The organism is Nitrosospira sp. Nsp13 (genome assembly GCF_900101945.1).
Taxonomy (GTDB): Bacteria; Pseudomonadota; Gammaproteobacteria; order Burkholderiales; family Nitrosomonadaceae; genus Nitrosospira; species Nitrosospira multiformis_D.
In genome coordinates, this window is the sequence record NZ_FMVD01000015.1 from 18,081 (window position 1) to 38,283 (window position 20,203).

A 20,203-nucleotide genomic window follows, 5' to 3' on the forward strand; every position below is an offset into this window, starting at 1 on the left:
CTGGATATGGGCGGATATGGATTTTACGTGTGGGGATCCTATCTGGTGGCGCTTGTTTGCATAGCCGGGGAAATTATTCTTGTTTTTAACCGCAAGCGAACTTTGCTCCGGCATCTCAGTCTGATTCATCAGTCAACTAAACAAGAGAAGAGAAATGAAACCGCGTCATAAAAAACTGGCAATAATCGCGTCCGGCGTAACCGCGCTGGGTGTTGCTTCCATATTGGTGTTGAATGCGTTTCAGAGTAATCTGGTGTTTTTCTTCAGCCCCACCCAGGTGGCGGCCAATGAAGCCCCTCTGGGCAAAAGCTTTCGCATCGGCGGCCTGGTGGAAGAAGGCAGCGTCAAGCGTCAGCCCGATGGCGTGACGGTAAACTTCGTCGTGACCGACACCGCAAAAGTGATTCCCGTTGTTTATACAGGGATTCTTCCCGATCTGTTCAAGGAAGGCAAAGGCGTGGTGGCTCAAGGTAAGCTGGCTGAAAACGGTGTTTTCCGCGCGGACGAAGTACTAGCCAAACACGATGAAAACTACATGCCGCCGGAAGCGGCAAGCGCCTTGGAACAAGCTGACAAGGCACGGAAAACAGTATTGGTGCAATAACCGCCGGCTCGCGAGGCGAGAAAATTTTTTCCTGATTCAAACAGGCCTGACCATGGCTTATAACTTATAACCCATCACTCACATCCTCTACACCATGATCCCAGAACTCGGTAATTTCGCTCTGATACTCGCATTGCTGCTAGCGCTCATACAAGGTACTTTGCCCATTATTGGCGCGGCCCGTGGCATTCCTTCCTGGATTGCGCTGGCCCGGCCTGTGGTCCAGGGGCAGTTTGTGTTTATCGCCATCGCATTCTTTTGCCTGGCCTACTCGTTCGTCAATAACGATTTCTCGGTGATGAATGTGGCTCAGAATTCCAACTCCAAATTGCCGCTGGAGTATCGTTTCGCGGCGACCTGGGGTTCGCACGAGGGTTCGCTGCTGCTGTGGGTTTTCATGCTGGCAGCCTGGTCGATTGCCGTCAGTGTATTCAGCCGCCGCCTGCCGGACGAAATGGTGGCGCGAGTGTTGGGTGTAATGGGACTGGTGAGTGTGGGTTTTCTGCTGTTCATGCTGTTTACCTCCAACCCTTTCGACCGCCTGTTGCCCGGCGCCCCGGAGGGAAGCGATCTTAACCCCCTGCTGCAAGACCCTGGCATGGTGTTTCATCCGCCCATGCTCTATATGGGTTATGTAGGATTCTCCGTCGCATTTGCTTTTGCCATCTCCGCGTTGCTCAGCGGACAGATGGACGCAACCTGGGCACGCTGGTCGCGCCCGTGGACTACCGTCGCATGGCTATTCCTCACCATCGGCATCATGCTGGGTAGCTGGTGGGCCTATTATGAGCTCGGCTGGGGCGGCTGGTGGTTCTGGGACCCGGTGGAAAACGCATCCTTCATGCCATGGCTGGTGGGAACCGCGCTGGTTCACTCACTGGCGGTCACTGAAAAACGCGGCAGCTTCAAGAGCTGGACCGTGTTGCTGGCAATATGCGCGTTTTCCCTGAGTCTGCTGGGTACATTCCTGGTTCGCTCGGGCGTGTTGACATCCGTTCACGCATTTGCCACCGATCCCAAGCGCGGTATATTCATCCTGGCGTTCCTGGTTATCGTCATCGGGGCCTCGTTGCTGTTATTTGCATGGCGGGCGCCCAAGATTGGTTTGGGCGGAAAATTTGAACTGCTATCGAGAGAATCATTGCTGCTTGGCAATAACCTGTTGATGATGGTGGCGGCGGGCAGCATTCTTCTGGGCACGCTTTATCCGTTGCTGATGGATGCGCTTGAACTCGGCAAGATATCGGTTGGCCCCCCCTACTTCGAAGCGGTATTCGTGCCACTGATGGCGCCGGCAGTTTTCCTGATAGGAGTGGGCCCGCTTGCGCGCTGGAAACAGGCAAGTCTGCCCGAACTCGCGGTGCGTTTGCGCTGGGCTTTTGCTGTGAGTCTTGTCACCGCGCTCTTAATGCCGTTCGTGATGGGTGAATGGAAGCCATGGGTGAGTTTCGGTTTGCTGCTGGCTTTCTGGGTCATTGCCAGCATCGTGGTGAGCCTGCTTCAGCGCATGCAAAACAGCGGCAAGCAAGGTCTGTTCGCGAAGCTTGCCGCGCAATCGCGCAGTTATTACGGCATGCATTTCGCGCATCTGGGCATAGCCGTATTCATTATCGGCGTAACGATAGTCGGGGGTTATGAGACCGAAAAAGACGTACGTATGGAAATCGGCGATACGGTGGAAGTCGGCGGCTACACGTTCCGTTTCAACGGTTCGAAAAAGGTTCCCGGGCCCAATTACATGTCGGATATGGGTAATATAGATGTGCTGCGTAACGGTGAAAAAGTGCGCACCATGGAGCCGGAAAAACGGGTTTACGCCGCATCGGGAATGGCCATGACGGAAGCCGCGATAGATACGGGTATATTGCGCGATCTCTATGTTGCTTTGGGTGAACCGCTGGAAAACGGAGCATGGGTCGTACGGGTTTACCACAAGCCATTTGTGGACTGGATCTGGTTCGGATGCCTGCTGATGGCCTTCGGGGGCGCGCTGGCTGTGACCGATCGGCGCTATCGCCTGGCGGTACGCAAGCAACGTGAGACCCTTGATGACAAGAAGGTTGCCGGCAGGGAAGTCTCTACCGGCAGGAAGGCACCCGCCGGGCCTCTGATTCCGGGGGCCAGGAAGGCATCGGCTGGGCCCCTGATTCCGGGGGGCAGGAAGGCATGACCCGTTTCCTGCTGCCGCTGGTAGCATTTATCGTACTGGTTGCGTTTCTGCTGGTTGGCCTGAACCTCAATCCGCGTCAGGTGCCTTCGCCATTGATTGGAAAGCCCGCTCCTGAATTCCAGTTGGAGCAATTGCATGAATCGGAAAAGACGCTTACGTCCAAAGATAATCTTGGCAAGGTATGGCTATTGAATGTATGGGCTTCATGGTGCGTTTCGTGCCGCGAGGAACACCCGTTGCTGGTTGAACTAGCCAAATCCGGAATAGTTCCCGTCTATGGCCTCAACTACAAGGACGAGCGCGACCTGGCTTTACAGTGGCTAAGACAATTCGGTGATCCTTATACGGTCAGTATCCGGGACCCGGAAGGCAGGACAGGTATCGACTACGGTGTCTATGGCGTTCCCGAAACTTATGTCATCGACAAGAATGGGGTCATTCGTTACAAACAGATTGGTCCGGTCACGGTGGAAGCGCTGGAAACAAAAATTCTGCCGCTGGTAAGGGAACTGCAAGGATGAGTCTGGCATTTTTATCCGGCCCATCGGGTTTGGACGGCCGCCCTGCGCGCGCCGGTATCCACGAGAAACACTTCAACGTAAACAGCAAAATTTTCCTTCTGCTCGTCCTGATGCTCCTGCTACCTTCGAGCTGGGCAAAAGAAGCTGCACCCGTAGCAGAGGATCCGGAGATCGAGCGGCGCATGATTCATTTATCTGAAGATCTGCGTTGCCTCGTCTGTCAGAACGAATCACTGGCGGGTTCACGGGCGGATTTTGCCAACGACCTGCGGCGTGAAATCCGGGAACAGATGAAAGCAAACAAGAGCGACAAGGAGATTATCGATTTCCTGGTCGCCCGTTATGGTGATTTTGTGCTTTATCGCCCGCCGGTTAAATCCACAACACTATTCTTATGGTTCGGTCCCTTTGTTTTTCTGTTAATAGGGGCGGTACTACTGGTTATTTATCTTAAACGCCGCGGCAGGCAGGTTGGGGACGCGGTGCTATCCGAACATCAGCGCGAGCAGGCTGAAGCATTGCTAAAGGAAGGCAAGGGTAACAACGCATGACATCATTTTGGGTTGTAGCCGGCATTTTTATTGTCGGTGCTCTGCTGTTCGTACTTCCTACGTTGCTGAGAAAAAAAGATTATCAAGCTGGCGGAGGGCGCGACTCCACCAATATCAGTATCTATCGCGATCAGTTAGCCGATCTCGATAACGATTTACGCAGCGACATCCTGACACGTGAGCAATACGAGCAAAGCAAGCGGGAACTGCAGCAGCGAATGCTGGAAGACGTTCCCCAAGGAGGATCCGTGACAACCGCTACATTAGTGGGCGGCGGCAACCGTAATGTTGCAACCATTGCATTGGTGGTACTGGCGATACCCCTGCTGGCAGTCTCACTTTATCTCTGGCTGGGCAATACGCGGGCGCTTACTCCGCAGCCCGCTGTCGAGCAGATGCCCATGCAGGGAATGACGGATGAAGGAGGTCATCAAAACTTTTCGGCGGTGCTGGATAATCTGACAGCGCGTCTCAAGGAGCAGCCGAATGATATGGAAGGCTGGGTCATGCTGGGAAGAACCTACGCAATGATGCAGCGCTTCCCTGAAGCGAAAAGTGCTTATGAGAAGGCGCTTGCCATGGTCCCGGATGATGCGGAACTATTAACCGATTATGCCGATATTGTCGCGATGACGAATAATGGCAGTCTGATGGGGCAACCTCAGGAACTGATCAATAAGGCATTGCGTCTCGATCCCAAGAATCCCAAGGCGCTGGCATTGGCGGGCACCGCCGAATTTGAGCAAAAAAGATTCAAGCAAGCGGCCGTATACTGGGAGCAATTACTGGCGCTCGTTCCACCGGAGTCTGATTTGGCGCGGTCTGTAAGCAACAGCATTGCCGAAGCGAAATCGCTGGCTTCAGGGAAAGGCAGCATCATGGCAAGAGCGCAGGATCAGGCGCCGGGTGGGCAGAATCCTCCTCCCGCCGGGAACAGGCCGGAGTCAGCCGCGGCTGCGGGGGCTACCACAGCGGGTGGCGGCACACTTTCCGGTAACGTGACATTGAGTCCCGCCATGGCCGGCAAAGCGTCTCCCAATGACAGCCTGTATATTTTTGCTCGCGCCAAAGTGGGCCCGAGAGCGCCGCTGGCGACGCTGCGCCTGCAGGTCAAGGATTTACCGGCAACTTTCTCGCTGAACGACTCGATGGCCAGATCCGGTGTGCAGCTATCCACCTTTGCCGATGAAGTGGTGGTAGGCGCCAGAATCTCAAAATCCGGATCTCCCATGCCGCAAAGTGGTGATCTGCAAGGCCTCAGCCAAGCCGCCAGGGTGGGCGACAAGGGGATTAATGTGGTAATCGATCAAACGTTACCTTAAACCCGGATAATCCATTAGCGGTTCTTCGAGCACGCGAGTGCTGATGGTCAGTTTGCGGCTATTTCCGTCGCTTGCCCGGCATCCATAGACCCGGCTATGAATTTCTCCCGACCGGCAACGCTGTTTTGCAACCCACTTCGCCATCATCTCGCATTCTACTAGATTATCTAGGTTGAATAAGCCCCGAGTTTCTCAGCGGCGATCCACTGAGAAACTATCCATACGAAATCATCAGGCTGCATAAAGTGGAAGGCGCCAATAAGCAAAGCGCATTGCGCCGTATGCATGCCTATGAGTCGTTAAAAATGACGGGATAGCCGTCAGGCAAGGCGCGAAGAGGCGCATAGTTTTTCCTATGCAACGACAAGCAACTCGGCGTGCCTGTGTCTAACGAGCTCTTAAAAATGACGAGATAGCCGTCAGGCAAGGCACGAGGAGGCGCATAGTCTCCTATGCAACGACGAGCAACGCCGCATGGCGGCTATCTCGTCATTTTTAATTAGCGAAGCTGGTGATTGACCCAGAGGGCGGCGGTAAACAGCAGCAGCGCACCTGCTTGGTGAGCTGCCGCCAGCGGTAGCGGAACAACCAGCAGCAAAGTGGCAATGCCGAGGCTTATCTGCACTATCAGCATGATCAATAACAGATTGCAGGCAAGATGGGCCGAACCGGGAAGTGGCAGATTTTTCGATTTAAACCAGAAAATGGGAATCAGAGTCGCCAACGTCCATGCGATCAGGCGATGATCGAATTGTACCGTCGCCATGTTATCGAAAAAATTGCGATACCATGGCTCCAGCATGAATATCTCCGGCGGAATGATGTGACCGTTCATCAACGGAAAGGTATTGTAAGCTCGCCCCGCATGGATGCCCGCAACGAATCCTCCTGATAAAACCATGACGAAGATGAGTGTGGTAAGCCCCAGGGAAAAACGGTGTAAACCTCGCAATCTGATATTTCCATGCGATATATCAGCAGGAAGCAGTAGCCCTAACGCCACCCGGAACATCGCGGCATAAATAATGAATGCAAGCCCTAGATGAGCGGTCAGCCGGTATTGGCTGACATGCGGGTTATCCACCAGACCGCTTTTTACCATATACCAGCCCATCGCACCCTGCAGACCACCCAGCACGAAAATTCCCGTCAGTTTCAGGCCCAAGGGCCGATCAATGCCTTTCCGGGCGAGAAAGTATACGAATGGAATAAAGAAGGCCAGTCCGATGACGCGCCCAAGCAACCGGTGAAAATACTCCCACCAGAAAATGCCCTTGAATTCTTCCAGGCTCATGCCGAGATTAATTTTTTTGTACTGAGGTGTCTGATGATATTTCTCGAAAAGCACCTCCCAATCACTTTGGCTGAGTGGAGGAATCGTACCGACGATGGGTTGCCATTCAACAATGGAAAGTCCCGAATGGGTAAGCCGTGTCACACCGCCGACAACCACCATGGCAAACACCAGCGCGCAGCAAGTCAACAGCCAGATGCCAATGGATTTTTGCATGATAAAATAAATAATTCGCTATAAGCGGGGGTTGATGATTTATGGCAGACTTGAAACAAATCAGATCGCGGCTTTACGAGAGGATTATTTCGCGCGCATCAGACGCTGTTTGTCACGCATCCATTCTTTCTGTTTCTCGGATTCGCGCTTGTCATGCTGTTTCTTGCCTTTGGCCAACCCTATTTCGAGTTTGATTTTTCCGGCCTTATAGTGCATATCCAGCGGCACCAGAGTGTAGCCAGCGCGCTCCGCCTTGCCAATGAGCCGCTTGATTTCATCCGCATGCAGCAGCAACTTGCGAGTGCGGACCGGGTCCGGGTTGATATGGGTAGATGCGGTCGGTAAAGGACTGATATGGCAGCCAATGAGAAACAATTCGCTGTTGCGGATTATGACGTACGCTTCCTTTATCTGCACCCGTCCCGCACGGATTGCTTTGACCTCCCAACCTTCAAAAACCACGCCGGTTTCATATTTTTCCTCGATAAAATAATCGTGAAAAGCTTTCTTATTCTGAACAATACTCATGTGGCAAGAAAAAGGGTGAGTTCCACGCGGGTTTCGTGTATTTTAACAGTTTCAACGCGGTCTCGGTGGATCATGGCAGTTTGTTTATCCTGAATCCCGGGCCGGATTCGCCGTAAAGGCGAAGGTCAAGTATGCAACCGATCTTTGTGGACATAGCGCCGAGATGAAAAATGAGTGTGAAATGAGCGGTCAAACGCCGAATTCAGGTCTATCCCATGGCTGACATAGAAAAATCAGTTCTGGTCGGTTATTCCGCGAGCCAGATGTTCGCGCTGGTGGACGGGGTTGAAGCGTATCCCGATTTTCTACCGTGGTGCGGCGGTTCATCCGTGAGGCATCAGAGTGAAACCGTTACCCATGCGACGATCATGATCAATTATCACCATATCAAGCACAGCTTCACCACCGAGAATACCCGGTACCCACCCGAATTGATTAACATAACACTGCTGGACGGACCCTTTCAAAACCTGGATGGCCACTGGCGTTTCATTCCCCTGTCGGAAGATGCTTGCAAGATAGAGTTTCGCCTACACTACACGTTCTCGCACATATTTCTGGAAAAGCTGGTAGGACCGGTATTCTTCATTATCGCCAACAGCTTTGTGGAAGCATTCATCGCACGGGCGGAAGTGGTTTATGGGCATTCATGAACGCACAATAGAGATTGAAGTCGTTTATGCGTTGCCGGACAATCAATTTGTACGGCGGTTGAATCCACCGGTTGGAATTACCGCGCAGCAGGCGGTGGAGCTTTCCGGCATCATCAACCTGTGTCCTGAAATTGATCTTTCACAAAACAAGCTGGGCGTATTTGGCAAATTGGTCAAACCCGATACAATTCTGCGTGATTGCGATCGTGTGGAAATCTACCGGCCGTTGGCTGTCGATCCCGGAGAGGCGCGCAGGAAACGTAAGGAAGATTTCAAGGCAACGAAGAAAAATAGAGATACCGGCGTAGACGCGCCCAGGAACGTCCCCCTGTGAATGGCGGATAGACAGAGACAATGCAAACCATCCGATTCCAGCGCGTTATCCTGTCTCATGGCTTTCCACAATCCTGAATCCAGTAGTTGACCATTCATTCTCCAGCTCAGCGCTATGATCCGAAAAAATTTTCCTGTTCTTCGACTTCACCACAATGATGAGTTTCCTGCAGGAGGAATCCGATCACGAGCCATCAAGATCAGGGTCCCCGCAGCCTCCGTGTTTCGCTATAATGCCGCTTTGTGAAGGATCAATATCATGCGATTGGTTGAAAAAGCTCTGACTTTTGATGATGTTTTGCTGCTTCCCGCCCACTCCGGGGTTTTGCCGCGCAATGTTAATTTAACCACCCGGCTCACCCGCGCAATTTCCCTCAACATTCCACTGGTTTCCGCCGCCATGGATACGGTAACCGACTCGCGGCTTGCCATTGCCCTCGCTCAGGAAGGTGGCATCGGCATCATCCACAAGAATATGCCTGCGGAAGATCAGGCAGCCCATGTAGCCAAAGTCAAACGCTTCGAAAGCGGCGTGGTGAAGGAACCGATCACCATTCCCCCGGACATGACCGTCCGCGAAGTGCTCAATCTCATCCACCGGTACAAGATATCCGGTTTGCCGGTAGTGGAAGGCTCGAAAGTCGTGGGTATCGTCACCAACCGGGATCTGCGCTTCGAAACCAACCTGGATCAGCCCATCAAGAACATCATGACGCTGAAAGAGCGGTTGGTAACGGTCAAAGAAGGGACGACCCGTGAAGAAGCAATGGCGTTGCTGCATAAACACCGGCTGGAGAGAGTACTGGTGGTGAATGGCGATTTCGAGTTGTGCGGATTAATTACCGTGAAGGACATTATCAAAACTTCGGAACATCCCAGCGCGTGCAAGGATGATCTGGGCCGTTTACGCGTGGGGGCTGCGGTCGGAGTCGGCGAAGGCAGCGACGAACGCGCAGAAGCGTTGGCTGAAGCAGGCGTGGATGTGATCGTGGTGGATACGGCTCACGGTCATTCCCAGAGCGTACTTGAGCGGGTACAGTGGGTCAAGAAACGCTTTCCTCAAATTCAGGTTATCGGCGGCAATATTGCCACCGCCGCCGCGGCCAGGGCGCTGGTCGATTACGGAGCCGACGGCGTAAAAGTCGGAATAGGCCCCGGCTCGATTTGTACCACGCGCATTGTCGCCGGTGTGGGCGTACCGCAAATCACCGCGATCAAGAACGTATCGGACGCATTGAACAACACCGGCGTGCCGCTGATTGCCGATGGAGGCATCCGCTATTCCGGCGATATCGCTAAGGCCATCGCCGCCGGTGCCAGTTCCGTAATGCTGGGTGGATTGTTTGCCGGCACCGAAGAGTCTCCCGGAGAAATTGAACTCTTCCAGGGGCGATCTTATAAAACCTATCGCGGTATGGGCTCGCTTTCCGCCATGCAGCAAGGTTCCAGTGACCGCTATTTCCAGGAAGCCGGGCAAGACACTGAGAAACTGGTGCCCGAAGGCGTGGAAGGCCGTGTACCTTTCAAGGGCAGCGTAATCGCCGTGATCCATCAGCTCATGGGCGGTATACGCTCGGGCATGGGTTATCTCGGCTGTGGAACCATTGACGAAATGCACGCCAAAGCCGAGTTCATTGAAATCACCTCCGCCGGTATCCGCGAATCCCATGTTCATAACGTCCAGATCACCAAGGAGGCGCCAAATTATCACGTGGAATAGTTAAAAAACCGCCATGCCGCGTTGCTGAGTCGTTGATCGCATAGGAATCGCTACGTGCGTCCTTCGCCTTGCCTGACGCCAATTTAGTCATTTTTAACGTTTTCCTCGTGGTTTTGCCTGTTTGAAGCTACGATTTAAGGATTTCTGACGCACCCCGATGCATCAAAAAATACTCATCCTCGACTTTGGTTCCCAATATACCCAGTTGATCGCCCGCCGCGTCCGGGAAACCAACGTTTATTGCGAAGTTCATCCCTGCGACGTCAGCTCGCAATTCATCCATGACTTTGCAGCGCAAGGCATTATTCTTTCCGGTGGTCCGAATTCCGTTGCGGAGGATGAAACACCGCGCGCCCCGCAAGCTGTCTTCGACTTGGGTATCCCGGTACTGGGAATTTGCTACGGCATGCAGGTGATGGCTGCGCAACTGGGCGGCGCGGTTGAAACTTCAAAAGTACGGGAATTTGGCTATGCTGAGGTACGTGCGGAGAATCAAACCGCACTGATGCGTGATATTCACGATCGTACCGATGCGGAAGGCAAACCGGTTCTGGATGTGTGGATGAGTCATGGCGACAAGGTAACAGCGCTTCCTCCCGGTTTCAAGGTGATGATCAGCAATGCCGCCACGCCGAATGCCGCCATAGCGGATGAGGCACGCAAGTTCTATGGCATGCAATTTCATCCCGAGGTCACCCACACCCTGCAAGGCAAGGCCATTATCGATCGGTTTGTACATGAAATTTGCGGAGCCGGTTACGACTGGAATATGCCTGATTTCATGGAAGAAGCGATCGGCAGGATTCGCTCGGAAGTGGGCACGGATGAAGTGATTCTGGGTCTATCCGGCGGTGTGGATTCATCAGTCGCGGCGGCGCTTATTCATCGCGCAATCGGAGAACAGCTTACCTGCGTATTTGTGGACAATGGTTTGCTGCGATTAAACGAGGCGAAGCAGGTAATGGACACCTTTAGCAGGAACCTGGGTGTCAAAGTCATTCACGTCGACGCCGGCAAAGAATTTCTCGGTCACTTGCAAGGCGTTGCCGATCCCGAACAAAAACGCCGTATTATCGGGCGGGAGTTTGTCGAAGTGTTTCAGCGCGAAGCCGCCAGGATCGCCAACGCCCGCTGGCTTGCCCAAGGAACAATTTACCCGGATGTGATTGAATCCGCTGGCGGTAAGACAAAAAAAGCTCATACCATCAAATCCCATCATAACGTCGGCGGCCTGCCCGATACATTGCATTTGAAGTTGCTGGAACCTCTGCGTGAACTGTTTAAGGATGAAGTACGTGAACTTGGTTTGGCGCTGGGACTCCCGCACGATATGGTGTACCGTCACCCTTTTCCGGGCCCTGGCCTGGGCGTTCGCATTCTTGGCGAGGTCAAGTACGAATATGCCGAGTTGCTGCGGCGTGCCGACGCGATTTTTATCGAAGAATTACGTGCTTCGGGCTGGTATGAAAAAGCCTCGCAAGCCTTTGCCGTCTTCCTGCCGGTAAAATCAGTCGGGGTGATGGGCGATGGACGCACCTATGATTACGTGGTGGCATTAAGAGCGGTCAAAACAGAAGACTTTATGACGGCCCACTGGGTGGAGCTTCCCTATACCCTGCTGGCCAGGATTTCTAATCGTATAGTCAACGAGGTTCGCGGCATCAATCGCGTCGTATACGATATCTCCGGCAAACCACCTGCGACGATTGAATGGGAATAAATTTGCATCATTCACGGTTTCTCGGCAAGCTTATCGATAAAAATATTAGGCCCATGGTTTAACCTTATGTAAACCGGTTCTATCAATGAAGATAATTGCTACATCTGTCGCTTTTCTGCCTCTCCTGCTTCTCGGCGAACCAGTGCTGGCGGAAGGAGGAAAGCAGTCAGAGAAGTTAAACGCGGCAACCGTGAATTCAGCCGCGCAGATTGTCCAGCCTCACAATTCTGACATTAGGGTTAAAGTTGAGAATGATGGTGAACAAATCATTGTGAAGGCAACTTTTATTGTTCCGGCTGCGCCTCAGCAAGTCTGGGCGGTGCTGACCGACTTCGATAACATATCCAGCTTTATTTCCAGCATCCAGTCCAGTAAAGTGGTCGGAAGATCGGGCGATGATATACATGTCTCCCAGCACGCGATAGAAAAATATGCCTTTCTAACGATTTCGCTTGAATCAGTACGAAAAATTAATTTAACCCCTTTCAAGAAAATCCATGAACGCATGATTAGCGGCAGCATGCGCAAAATGGAAGAAACGACACAACTATTGCCAGAGGGAAATCACACGCGTATTGTTTATCATGCGGAGATTATTCCTGATGTCTGGATTCTGCGGTTTATAGGACCCCACTTCATCGAGAACGAAGCGCGAAAGCAATTCCAGGAAATATCCAACGAGATAATCAGAAGAAAACAGCTGGCAGTCACTACCGGATAGTGCTCCATTAAGCAAAGTCGCTCAGATCACCCCAAAACTCTGCCTCATGAAGCCACACCATAAATCTGTCGACGCACTAACTCAATTTATGAGTCAGCGTCGCAAGACTCACCCCGAAAAAGTGGAACATGCCAGAGAGAGCGGTAATCTCTAATCCTTCATAGGGGTCTGCGTCCACTAATGACTCTAAGTAACACCACCACAATGGCGATCACCAACAGAATATGGATGAAACCACCCATGGTGTAAGAACTTACCAACCCAAGCAGCCATAAAATGATCAGAACGACAGCGATGGTATAGAGCATGATATTCTCCTTTCATGTTTAACCTGTTTATCAACGTTCCTGGCGCTCATCTGGATTGCAAGGACGTACTGGCCATTCAAAAATGATTTACCGGCGGAAAATGCTGCCAAGTTTTATTTTTCTCGCTCGGCATTAGCCTTTGCAGCAGCTTCCGCGGCTTTTGCTTCTTTGAGACAAACCTCTTTCGCGTTGCCGGCCTGATCGTCACACCGTTCTTTAGCTACCGCATAATCAGCCTCCGTCCTGGCGATGCGCGCTTTATAACGATTTTCCCTGGAAGGTTCATACTGCGCGTCAAGATCGGCTTCCGCGGTTTTCTCCTCGCCCTTCACTTCAACCAGGCAAATATCCTTGGCATTTCCGGCGAGCGAATCGCAACGCGCCTTTTGAGCCTTATATTCAAGTTCTATGCGATCCTTTTCACTTTTGTATACATCCTTGGACATATGCTGCCCCGCCATCGTGCCGGAACTGAATAAAAGGCCCGCTGCTATTGCAATGACATTGAGTTTGCTCATTATTTCCTCAAATAAAATTGATGGGCTTATGCGGCATGTCGCATTTCGCCACATGCCGCACTGCTTTATTTAGGGGGATAAACGTCCTTCTGGTTTTTTTCCCAAGTGGAAATTTGCTTTTCCGCCTCCTCCTTTGTAATCCCATACGATTCCTGAATCTTCCCCGAGAGCTGATCCCGTTTACCGGCAATCACGTCGAGATGGTCGTCGGTCAGCTTGCCCCACTGCTCCTTGACTTTACCCTTGAATTGTTTCCAGTTGCCTTCTACTTGATCCCAGTTCATTTTTAACTCCTTTCATATGGATAATAGGACATGCAATTTCATTGCAGTTTCTTTGATGCTCATTTCCAGCTGCTTGTTTACTTCTTGATGCTCAGTTCATTAATCACATTCTTCACGCCCTCGACTCCACGCGCAATCGCCGTTGCCTGATCGATCTGAGTCTGATTGTCCACAAAACCGCTAAGCTGGACCTCACCGTCGCGCGTCACTGTGGCAATATCAAAGCTCTTGATGCTCTCATCGGCAAGCAGCGCGGCTTTTACCTTGGTAGTAATGACGGCATCATCTATTTTGTCGCCTATCGTCGGCGTGCTAGTCTTTAAGTTCATCTTATTGTCCACGTTTTTGACACCCTCGACTCCACGGGCGACCGCAATGGCGCGATCCATCTGAGTCTGGTTATCCACAAAACCACTAAGTTGAACCTCGCCTTTGCGTGTCTCGACCTTGATATCAAAACTCTTGACATCCTCATTGGCCAGTAGCGCCGATTTCACCTTGGTAGTGATGGTGCTGTCATCGATTTCCGTCCCTACTGTGGTTTTAGCCTCGGGCTTAGGCGCCTCAGGCGGCGCCGCTTTCTCCCCACTTTTTCCACATCCGGCAATAGATAGCGCGCCGATGAGTGTGATGGTCAGAACGAGTAATCTATTCTTGGTATTCATGCTTTTTTTCTCCAAAGTTGATTGAAATTGGAACTGTTAAAAGTACTCTCAGCCTGCCGGACTTAAGGAATCGAAGCGAGAAAGCGCCCGGATGGAAACAGATTCTGATGATTCCGCGGGCTGATAGTTAATTCTATTAGCCAAAAAAGCGACGAAATACGAACCGGCCAGTTACTTTTTTGCAGCCGATCTCATTCAAGTCCGGCAGGCTGCCACAGGCATACTCTGCTCCACGGGTGCAATCATCCCTTTTTGACTCTAACTGATCAGTGCGGTGACACACACAATCAGTAAAATACTAAAAATGGAGCTTAACGGGCAATGGAACGACTGCCAGAACGGCACACAGGACGACGGGAATGGTGCGACTTGAGAGTCGAGACTTGGGGCTCTAGATTGGTTGGGAATTAATTCGGTTGATAAATCACATACAAAGTGAAGATGCCGGTCTGAAGCACTGATGCCTCTTCCCGGCGTGTGTTATGTGTGACTCTGCGAAAGCAAGACTTAGCTGCTGGAATATCAGGCTGGATTTTTCATGGGGCAGGTAGCCTGGAAGGCCTAAAGGGGAATGGAAATGAATTCCGGATCGCCCAGCTATCAGCGCACGTCACCATGCCTTTGCCGAATTCATTATTCGCTCGACCCGGTTCCATGATGGCACGCCGCCCAAGTCCGCCTTATTTGGCTTGTATCTGATCAAAAACGCCGCCATGGGCAAAATGCCTGCTTTCCGCCAGATTCCAACCGCCAAAAACCTCGTCAACGGTAAATAGATCTATTGAGGGGAGTTGCGTCGCGTATTTTGCAGCTATCCTTTCATCACTTGGGCGATAGTGGTGTTTACCCGCGATATCCTGAGCTTTGGCGGTATAGAGATAATCGATATACGCTCGAGCCACGTCGCGCTCACCATCGGTGGCCGCATTGTCCACAATACTGACTGTGGGTTCGGCCATGATCGACATGGACGGAGCGACTACCTCAAACTTGTCGCCACCATGGTCCCTGACAACCCGATGAGCTTCGTTTTCCCACACCAGCAGCACGTCGCCGATGCCACGCTCAACAAAGTTTGTCATCGCGTTACGGGTCCCGGCGTCCTCTGCTTTGACATTGGCAAACAATTTCCTGACAAATTCAAGTGCGCTTGCTTCATTGCCACCGGGTTGCTGGAGCGCATAACCCCATGCCGCCAGATAATTCCAGCGAGCGTCGCTTGAAGTTTTTGGATTGGGGGTAATCACTTCGATCCCCTGCTGTACGAGATCGTCCCAATCTTTTAGTTGCTTGGGGTTGCCTTTACGCACCAGGAACACAATGGTCGAAGTATAGGGCGAGCTTTGCGGCGAAGATCCCTGCCAATCGGGCAAAGTGAATCGGGTATTCTTTTTGAGTGCCTCAGCATCATAAGATAAGGCAAGTGTAACGACACCAAGCCCATTCATGACGGCACGTACGGGCACGCCGGATCCACCGTGTGCCTGTTTGACCGTAACAGCGACACCGGACCGCGCTTTCCAGTGCCTGACAAATGCCTCGTTGAAATCCTCGTACATTTCCCACGCGGGATCAGCCTTGCTGCTATAGGAATGCAGGGCGGCGGCGGCAACTCCTAAACTAAGCAGAATTACGAGGAGCGCAAAAATAAAATGGGAGCGATATAAACTCATTTTCATTTCCTCCAGAGTAATTACCAGAAAGAAAATCTAGCATTTGTTTATTTCACGGGTGTTGCATAAAGATGAAGAAATTGAGTAATCGGTCGCCCATCGGTCACCCTTTACTCGGCTGCCTGCAGTCCCCCAATCCAATCCAGGAACGCACCGGGAAATTGAATTTGGAAATAGATGGCAATCCACATGCCTCTACGTATAGAATTTTGCGTTGATGAAACCAGCGAATGGAGCAGAATCCCGGTGAACATAAAAAGCTTTACCAAATTTTCCAATGTTGCCCTCGCCTTGCTGCTTATTGGAACCGGGGCGCTGGTATTTCATTCGCTGAGCATTCAACAAGAAATTTATAGTAACGAGCGGCATCGATTCCGCGCGGTTCTGCTTGCCGATGAGCTCCTTCAAAGCTCGGAAGATCTCACTAATATGGCGCGCTATTACGTGGTAACCGGGGACCCCAAGTATGAACAATTTTTTTTCCAGATCCTCGATATCCGCGAGGGCAGGCGACCACGCCCTCTGAATTATTCCGCTCCCTATTCGCACCTGCTGATTGCGGGCGAAATATCTGTTATCGAGGAGGGTGACAAGATTCCATTGCTTGAGCTCATGCACCGGGAGGGTTTCAGCGACGAGGAATTCACCCTGTTGCGGAAATCCAAGGAAAACTCGGACGACCTGGCTCTTCTCGAAAAAGAGGCATTCGCGGCCATGAAAGGCCTGTATGACGATGGACAGGGTAATTTTACGTTACATCGTGCGCCCGATCGGGAATTCGCCATGAATTTGTTGTTTGGTGAGCGCTATGTCGACAAAAAGGCCGCTATTATGGCGCCGATCCAGAAATTCCTGGATTTGTTCAATGAACGCATGCAGACTGAATCGAACGTCGGCTCCGCCCGGCTCGAGCGCCAGATCATGTTTGAAATGGTGCTCATTTTCATTACGCTGCTTGCTACGGCGGCGATCATTTTTTATACCCGCCTCGGGATATTGCAGCCATTGGCTGAGCTCGGCCGTCAGGTGGCCGGGATCACACGTGGCATTCGCCCCAGCCGTCATGGCGGAAGTGCAAGCAATGAGGTGGCGGCTCTTGGCGAGGCATTGGTTCTGGCGGATGCGGAGAAGAGACAACTGCTTGAGAATGAACGGTTAGCCAGGAATGAAGCCGAGCGGGCCAGTCAACTGAAGGACGAATTTCTGGCAACGCTCTCCCATGAACTTAGAACCCCGCTCAATGCGATTCTAGGATGGTCCCAGCTCATTTTGAGCGGAAACATGAAAAAAGAGGATATTCATCGGGGCTTGGAAACCATAGAGCGAAACGCTCGCGCACAAAACAAGCTCATCGAGGACCTCCTCGAAATGAGTAGCATAATTTCTGGAAAGGTCAGGCTCGACATGCAGCAATTGGATGTCGTAGCACTGGTTGAGGCGGCGGTCGAGTCGGTAAATCCGACGGTGCAGGCCAAGGGAATCATTCTTCAAAAAAACATCGACCGGCACATCGGCCCAGTCTCGGGTGATTCCAACCGGCTTCAGCAGATCTTCTGGAACCTTCTTTCCAATGCGATAAAATTTACGCCTAAGGGAGGAAGGATTGAAGTTGTGGTTGAACAGATAGGCTCTTATCTCGAAATCAGGATCAACGATTCAGGTCTGGGCATTTCACCCGATTTTATGCCTTATGTGTTCGACCGCTTCCGGCAAGCCGATGCTTCACTGACCCGGCAGTATGGCGGTCTCGGTCTGGGTCTTGCCATCGTCAAGCAACTGGTGGAGCTTCATGGTGGAACGGTTCGAGCGGAAAGCGCCGGAATGGGTAAAGGAGCATCATTTATCACAAACCTGCCGCTGGCAACGACTAGTGATAAGCGGAAAAACGAGCCATCGCCGCTGACACGGGATTCCTTCGAAGGCGATCATTCCGTGCTCTCTGGAGTAAAAGTGCTGGTGATTGACGATGAACTGGACGCACGTGAGCTTATCAAGGGAATACTCACTCACTATCAGGCCAGTGTGACCACCGCCGCGACCGCAGCACAAGGACTCATGCTTTTACAGACCGGCAAACCCGATGTGATTATTAGCGACATTGGCATGCCGGAGAAAAATGGATATCAGTTCATTCGAGACGTGAGAAATCTTTCCGGTGAAAACGGTGGCGAGACACCGGCTATCGCGCTTACGGCATTCGCCCGTCCGGAAGACAAAATCAGCGCGATAAATGCCGGTTATCAAGGCCACCTCACCAAACCGGTGGAGCCGCGGGAACTCGTCGCCGCAATAAGCGGCCTGGTTGAACGGCAATGAAAAACCGCCGCCGTTTATATTCCGTAAATATGGCTCATCGATAACCCATTGATCCCCGCCATAGCGTATTCCCTGCTTTATAATTATGCTGAACAAATAATAGGGATGTAACCTGCTGGAAGTCTCTCTGAAGCTTTATCGAGACATCTCCCAAGACCGGCTTGATAGTCATTTCAAGCCCCCGCCTTCACCATAAATACAGATCTAATTTCTATCGCAGCTCCTGCATCAATTAAGTTTATGTCATATTATGACATGTAGGCAATCTTTACTTTTTTCTTTTCCATTCGCGTTACAAGCTTGCTGGTATTGACTCTGCGACATAGTGTCGCATGCGTCAATTTGTCACATGCGGCAATTTGACACACGTGACAATATGCCACATTGATTTATTGATATGAATAATAAATACTTAGCCACATCGGTTTGGCTAATTAGCCTACCCGATATGCTGTTTGCCTTCCCATTATCCAACAATATCAATCGAGAGACTCTGTATGAAAAAATCACTCAAATACGTACTTTTCGTGGCTGGGATGACTTCCCTGCCCGCGATGGCTCACATCGGCTATACCGGCCGCAATTTTGGCACCTTTGACGATACCTATGCCATGTCCACCCGCTCGGACCAGGCGGTGACCGGCAATTACGGCTGGATCGATGGAACAGATGCCGACTACGGCGACGCGCATAAAACGCTCGCGTACCGGTTTACATTGCTTAACCCCACCGACGTAACCCTCTCATTCCAGCAGGCAACTTCTCAAGTCACGGACCATAGCGGCAACGTCTCCACTTCTCAACTCGGACTGATACCCGGTTTTTCACTCTTTCAGGGACTTGCACATGTTGCCCCGATGGGGGCGGATTATGATTCCTCCGACATATCCAAGGCCAACCGGCCTGATTATTCTGAAGGCTCATTCAGAGCACTGAACGACTGGAAAATCGGTAATGCCCCGGATACCGTCAATGGCATACCCGCCGCCCTGAGTTTCTTTAAATATATCGGTCATGCCTATGACGGTACAGGCTTTGGCTCGGATGGCACGGCGGACGGCATGGTGTCGCATACTTTCATGAACCTGGCGCCTGGTGATTACTCGGTATTCCTGGGGGGAGCGGACTATCTGTCCCAGGATATCTCCAACCCAAATCTTCTGAATAAATATGGTGTTACCGGCACCTTGGTGGCCGGTGTGGTGCCTGAACCAGAAATCTACGCCATGCTGCTGGCCGGACTGGGGTTGATGGGCACTATGGTGCGCCGGCGTAAATCAGGCGGAAATGCCTAGGCAATGCCCATAGTGCCTAAATAATTTCCGCCTCTCTCGTCTATCTATCCCGATGTTACGAGTCATTCCAAGGAGAAACTAATCATGAATAGATTCAAGAAACGCCTCGGGCTGGCAGTGGCAGGTTCCCTGCTCGCCCTTGCACCTGTGGCTCACGCGGCACCCAATACTTTTGACGGCAACACATTCGGAGTGGCTTACGGTGTTTCAAACGGGGGAAGCAATCCCTTCTTTCCGATTTTTCAAGCCGATGCCACAGGCAGCGCGAGCTCCGTTGAGGTTGCCAATGCGTCTGGCTGGACCGTAGATACCATGGGTAATACCTTATCGCTCACCTGGAACAAGACTGCCGAATTCATGAATTCCGGCAGCCCCGCCTTTATTGGCTTCAAGATCACCGATACCGGCAACCACCTAGCCGATTTCCTGGGTGCTTCAGTCACGAATACGACTTATACGCCTTCAACCTATGGCAACTTGGTGGAAGGATTTGACCAAGCCCATGTAACATTTGACGCAAATAATATTTATGTCAACCTGAACAACTCCATGTGGCATGCGGCCCCCATGGCCAGTATGGGTGATCCCTTACGTGATCACATCGCATTGTCTGTGAACTTTCAATCGGCACCCCCCATCCCTGAACCGGAAACTTATGCCATGTTGTTGGCAGGCCTGGGTCTGATGGGCACCATCGTCAGGAGACGCCAACGCAGCTCTGATAGTCACTGCAAATAAACCGGCATAAACCATCGTTGACAGCAAGGGGCCGCTCCCAACCGGGCGGCCTT

At 51.8% G+C, this 20,203-nt stretch carries 21 protein-coding genes; 14 read left to right on the top strand and 7 right to left on the bottom strand.

Features of this window, described 5'->3' with window-relative positions; all coding sequences use genetic code 11:
- Window positions 1-6: 6 nt before the first annotated feature.
- The 6 genes from ccmD (at window position 7) to ccmI (ending at window position 5,168) form a co-directional block, all read left to right on the top strand.
- The gene (gene ccmD, locus BLO43_RS14110; protein WP_254773491.1) at window positions 7-171 is read left to right on the top strand and encodes a heme exporter protein CcmD; all 165 of its coding nucleotides are present in this window, start codon (window positions 7-9) and stop codon (window positions 169-171) included.
- Complete coding sequence (gene ccmE / locus BLO43_RS14115; RefSeq protein WP_074633075.1) at window positions 155-604, top strand: cytochrome c maturation protein CcmE; 450 nt, start codon at window positions 155-157, stop codon at window positions 602-604. The genes ccmD and ccmE overlap by 17 nt, the downstream gene beginning before the upstream one ends.
- Before the next feature lie 94 nt (window positions 605-698).
- The gene (locus BLO43_RS14120; RefSeq protein ID WP_090907614.1) at window positions 699-2,774 is read left to right on the top strand and encodes a heme lyase CcmF/NrfE family subunit; all 2,076 of its coding nucleotides are present in this window, start codon (window positions 699-701) and stop codon (window positions 2,772-2,774) included.
- Window positions 2,771-3,295, top strand: coding sequence for a DsbE family thiol:disulfide interchange protein (locus BLO43_RS14125; RefSeq protein WP_074633079.1), 525 nt, complete (start codon window positions 2,771-2,773; stop codon window positions 3,293-3,295). The genes BLO43_RS14120 and BLO43_RS14125 overlap by 4 nt, the downstream gene beginning before the upstream one ends.
- A 110-nt stretch (window positions 3,296-3,405) precedes the next feature.
- Window positions 3,406-3,846, top strand: a complete 441-nt coding sequence (locus BLO43_RS14130) for a cytochrome c-type biogenesis protein (protein ID WP_074634298.1) — start codon at window positions 3,406-3,408, stop codon at window positions 3,844-3,846.
- On the top strand, window positions 3,843-5,168 hold the full coding sequence (gene ccmI, locus BLO43_RS14135; RefSeq protein ID WP_090907616.1) for a c-type cytochrome biogenesis protein CcmI: 1,326 nt from the start codon (window positions 3,843-3,845) through the stop codon (window positions 5,166-5,168). The genes BLO43_RS14130 and ccmI overlap by 4 nt, the downstream gene beginning before the upstream one ends.
- A 499-nt stretch (window positions 5,169-5,667) precedes the next feature.
- Here the strand turns inward: ccmI and BLO43_RS14140 are convergent, their stop codons facing one another.
- Window positions 5,668-6,678 carry a COX15/CtaA family protein gene (locus BLO43_RS14140; protein WP_090907617.1) on the bottom strand — a complete coding sequence of 337 codons (1,011 nt, stop codon included), beginning with the start codon at window positions 6,676-6,678 and terminating at the stop codon, window positions 5,668-5,670.
- Window positions 6,679-6,762: 84 nt separating this feature from the next.
- Window positions 6,763-7,206, bottom strand: a complete 444-nt coding sequence (smpB, locus tag BLO43_RS14145; protein WP_074633087.1) for an SsrA-binding protein SmpB — start codon at window positions 7,204-7,206, stop codon at window positions 6,763-6,765.
- Between the two features lie 215 nt (window positions 7,207-7,421).
- Between smpB and BLO43_RS14150 the strand changes: the two genes are divergently transcribed.
- From BLO43_RS14150 to BLO43_RS14170, 5 genes are all read left to right on the top strand, one after another.
- Window positions 7,422-7,859, top strand: coding sequence for a type II toxin-antitoxin system RatA family toxin (locus tag BLO43_RS14150; RefSeq protein WP_090907618.1), 438 nt, complete (start codon window positions 7,422-7,424; stop codon window positions 7,857-7,859).
- Window positions 7,846-8,193, top strand: coding sequence for an RnfH family protein (locus BLO43_RS14155; protein ID WP_090907619.1), 348 nt, complete (start codon window positions 7,846-7,848; stop codon window positions 8,191-8,193). The genes BLO43_RS14150 and BLO43_RS14155 overlap by 14 nt, the downstream gene beginning before the upstream one ends.
- Window positions 8,194-8,451: 258 nt before the next feature.
- On the top strand, window positions 8,452-9,912 hold the full coding sequence (gene guaB, locus BLO43_RS14160; protein WP_090907620.1) for an IMP dehydrogenase: 1,461 nt from the start codon (window positions 8,452-8,454) through the stop codon (window positions 9,910-9,912).
- A 157-nt stretch (window positions 9,913-10,069) separates the two neighbouring features.
- Window positions 10,070-11,632 carry a glutamine-hydrolyzing GMP synthase gene (gene guaA, locus BLO43_RS14165; protein ID WP_090907621.1) on the top strand — a complete coding sequence of 521 codons (1,563 nt, stop codon included), beginning with the start codon at window positions 10,070-10,072 and terminating at the stop codon, window positions 11,630-11,632.
- Window positions 11,633-11,774: 142 nt separating this feature from the next.
- Window positions 11,775-12,353, top strand: a complete 579-nt coding sequence (locus BLO43_RS14170; protein WP_175443973.1) for an SRPBCC family protein — start codon at window positions 11,775-11,777, stop codon at window positions 12,351-12,353.
- 158 nt (window positions 12,354-12,511) lie between these two features.
- Here the strand turns inward: BLO43_RS14170 and BLO43_RS16520 are convergent, their stop codons facing one another.
- The 5 genes from BLO43_RS16520 to BLO43_RS14190 all read right to left on the bottom strand — a co-directional run bounded on the left by BLO43_RS16520 (window position 12,512) and on the right by BLO43_RS14190 (window position 15,801).
- Complete coding sequence (locus tag BLO43_RS16520) at window positions 12,512-12,661, bottom strand: lmo0937 family membrane protein (RefSeq protein WP_107730849.1); 150 nt, start codon at window positions 12,659-12,661, stop codon at window positions 12,512-12,514.
- 113 nt (window positions 12,662-12,774) lie between these two features.
- A complete protein-coding gene (locus tag BLO43_RS14175; RefSeq protein WP_090907623.1) occupies window positions 12,775-13,179 on the bottom strand; it encodes a hypothetical protein in 405 nt (134 codons plus the stop codon).
- Between the two features lie 65 nt (window positions 13,180-13,244).
- Window positions 13,245-13,463 carry a CsbD family protein gene (locus tag BLO43_RS14180; RefSeq protein WP_041513785.1) on the bottom strand — a complete coding sequence of 73 codons (219 nt, stop codon included), beginning with the start codon at window positions 13,461-13,463 and terminating at the stop codon, window positions 13,245-13,247.
- Window positions 13,464-13,540: 77 nt separating this feature from the next.
- Window positions 13,541-14,128 (bottom strand): BON domain-containing protein, encoded by a 588-nt coding sequence (locus BLO43_RS14185; RefSeq protein WP_090907624.1) that lies wholly within the window; start codon window positions 14,126-14,128, stop codon window positions 13,541-13,543.
- A 680-nt stretch (window positions 14,129-14,808) separates the two neighbouring features.
- Complete coding sequence (locus BLO43_RS14190; RefSeq protein ID WP_090907625.1) at window positions 14,809-15,801, bottom strand: sulfate ABC transporter substrate-binding protein; 993 nt, start codon at window positions 15,799-15,801, stop codon at window positions 14,809-14,811.
- 246 nt (window positions 15,802-16,047) lie between these two features.
- Here BLO43_RS14190 and BLO43_RS14195 point away from each other — a divergent pair, with 246 nt between their 5' ends.
- From BLO43_RS14195 to BLO43_RS14205, 3 genes are all read left to right on the top strand, one after another.
- Entirely contained in the window at window positions 16,048-18,117 is a 2,070-nt protein-coding gene (locus BLO43_RS14195) for a hybrid sensor histidine kinase/response regulator (protein WP_090907642.1), read from the top strand.
- A 497-nt stretch (window positions 18,118-18,614) separates the two neighbouring features.
- Window positions 18,615-19,412 carry a PEP-CTERM sorting domain-containing protein gene (locus tag BLO43_RS14200; RefSeq protein WP_090907626.1) on the top strand — a complete coding sequence of 266 codons (798 nt, stop codon included), beginning with the start codon at window positions 18,615-18,617 and terminating at the stop codon, window positions 19,410-19,412.
- A gap of 84 nt (window positions 19,413-19,496) precedes the next feature.
- Window positions 19,497-20,150, top strand: a complete 654-nt coding sequence (locus BLO43_RS14205) for a PEP-CTERM sorting domain-containing protein (protein WP_090907627.1) — start codon at window positions 19,497-19,499, stop codon at window positions 20,148-20,150.
- Window positions 20,151-20,203 lie beyond the last annotated feature (53 nt).

Coding starts and splice junctions, on each gene's coding strand:
- BLO43_RS14180 (WP_041513785.1), bottom strand. CDS start 13,463: ATGAACTGGGATCAAGTAGAAGGCAACTGGAAACAATTCAAGGGTAAA.
- BLO43_RS14130 (WP_074634298.1), top strand. CDS start 3,406: ATGCTCCTGCTACCTTCGAGCTGGGCAAAAGAAGCTGCACCCGTAGCA.
- ccmI (WP_090907616.1), top strand. CDS start 3,843: ATGACATCATTTTGGGTTGTAGCCGGCATTTTTATTGTCGGTGCTCTG.
- BLO43_RS14125 (WP_074633079.1), top strand. CDS start 2,771: ATGACCCGTTTCCTGCTGCCGCTGGTAGCATTTATCGTACTGGTTGCG.
- BLO43_RS14155 (WP_090907619.1), top strand. CDS start 7,846: ATGGGCATTCATGAACGCACAATAGAGATTGAAGTCGTTTATGCGTTG.
- BLO43_RS14140 (WP_090907617.1), bottom strand. CDS start 6,678: ATGCAAAAATCCATTGGCATCTGGCTGTTGACTTGCTGCGCGCTGGTG.
- ccmE (WP_074633075.1), top strand. CDS start 155: ATGAAACCGCGTCATAAAAAACTGGCAATAATCGCGTCCGGCGTAACC.
- BLO43_RS14120 (WP_090907614.1), top strand. CDS start 699: ATGATCCCAGAACTCGGTAATTTCGCTCTGATACTCGCATTGCTGCTA.
- BLO43_RS14175 (WP_090907623.1), bottom strand. CDS start 13,179: ATGAGCAAACTCAATGTCATTGCAATAGCAGCGGGCCTTTTATTCAGT.
- guaB (WP_090907620.1), top strand. CDS start 8,452: ATGCGATTGGTTGAAAAAGCTCTGACTTTTGATGATGTTTTGCTGCTT.
- BLO43_RS14190 (WP_090907625.1), bottom strand. CDS start 15,801: ATGAGTTTATATCGCTCCCATTTTATTTTTGCGCTCCTCGTAATTCTG.
- ccmD (WP_254773491.1), top strand. CDS start 7: ATGGGCGGATATGGATTTTACGTGTGGGGATCCTATCTGGTGGCGCTT.
- BLO43_RS14200 (WP_090907626.1), top strand. CDS start 18,615: ATGAAAAAATCACTCAAATACGTACTTTTCGTGGCTGGGATGACTTCC.
- BLO43_RS14185 (WP_090907624.1), bottom strand. CDS start 14,128: ATGAATACCAAGAATAGATTACTCGTTCTGACCATCACACTCATCGGC.
- smpB (WP_074633087.1), bottom strand. CDS start 7,206: ATGAGTATTGTTCAGAATAAGAAAGCTTTTCACGATTATTTTATCGAG.
- BLO43_RS14150 (WP_090907618.1), top strand. CDS start 7,422: ATGGCTGACATAGAAAAATCAGTTCTGGTCGGTTATTCCGCGAGCCAG.
- guaA (WP_090907621.1), top strand. CDS start 10,070: ATGCATCAAAAAATACTCATCCTCGACTTTGGTTCCCAATATACCCAG.
- BLO43_RS14205 (WP_090907627.1), top strand. CDS start 19,497: ATGAATAGATTCAAGAAACGCCTCGGGCTGGCAGTGGCAGGTTCCCTG.
- BLO43_RS16520 (WP_107730849.1), bottom strand. CDS start 12,661: ATGCTCTATACCATCGCTGTCGTTCTGATCATTTTATGGCTGCTTGGG.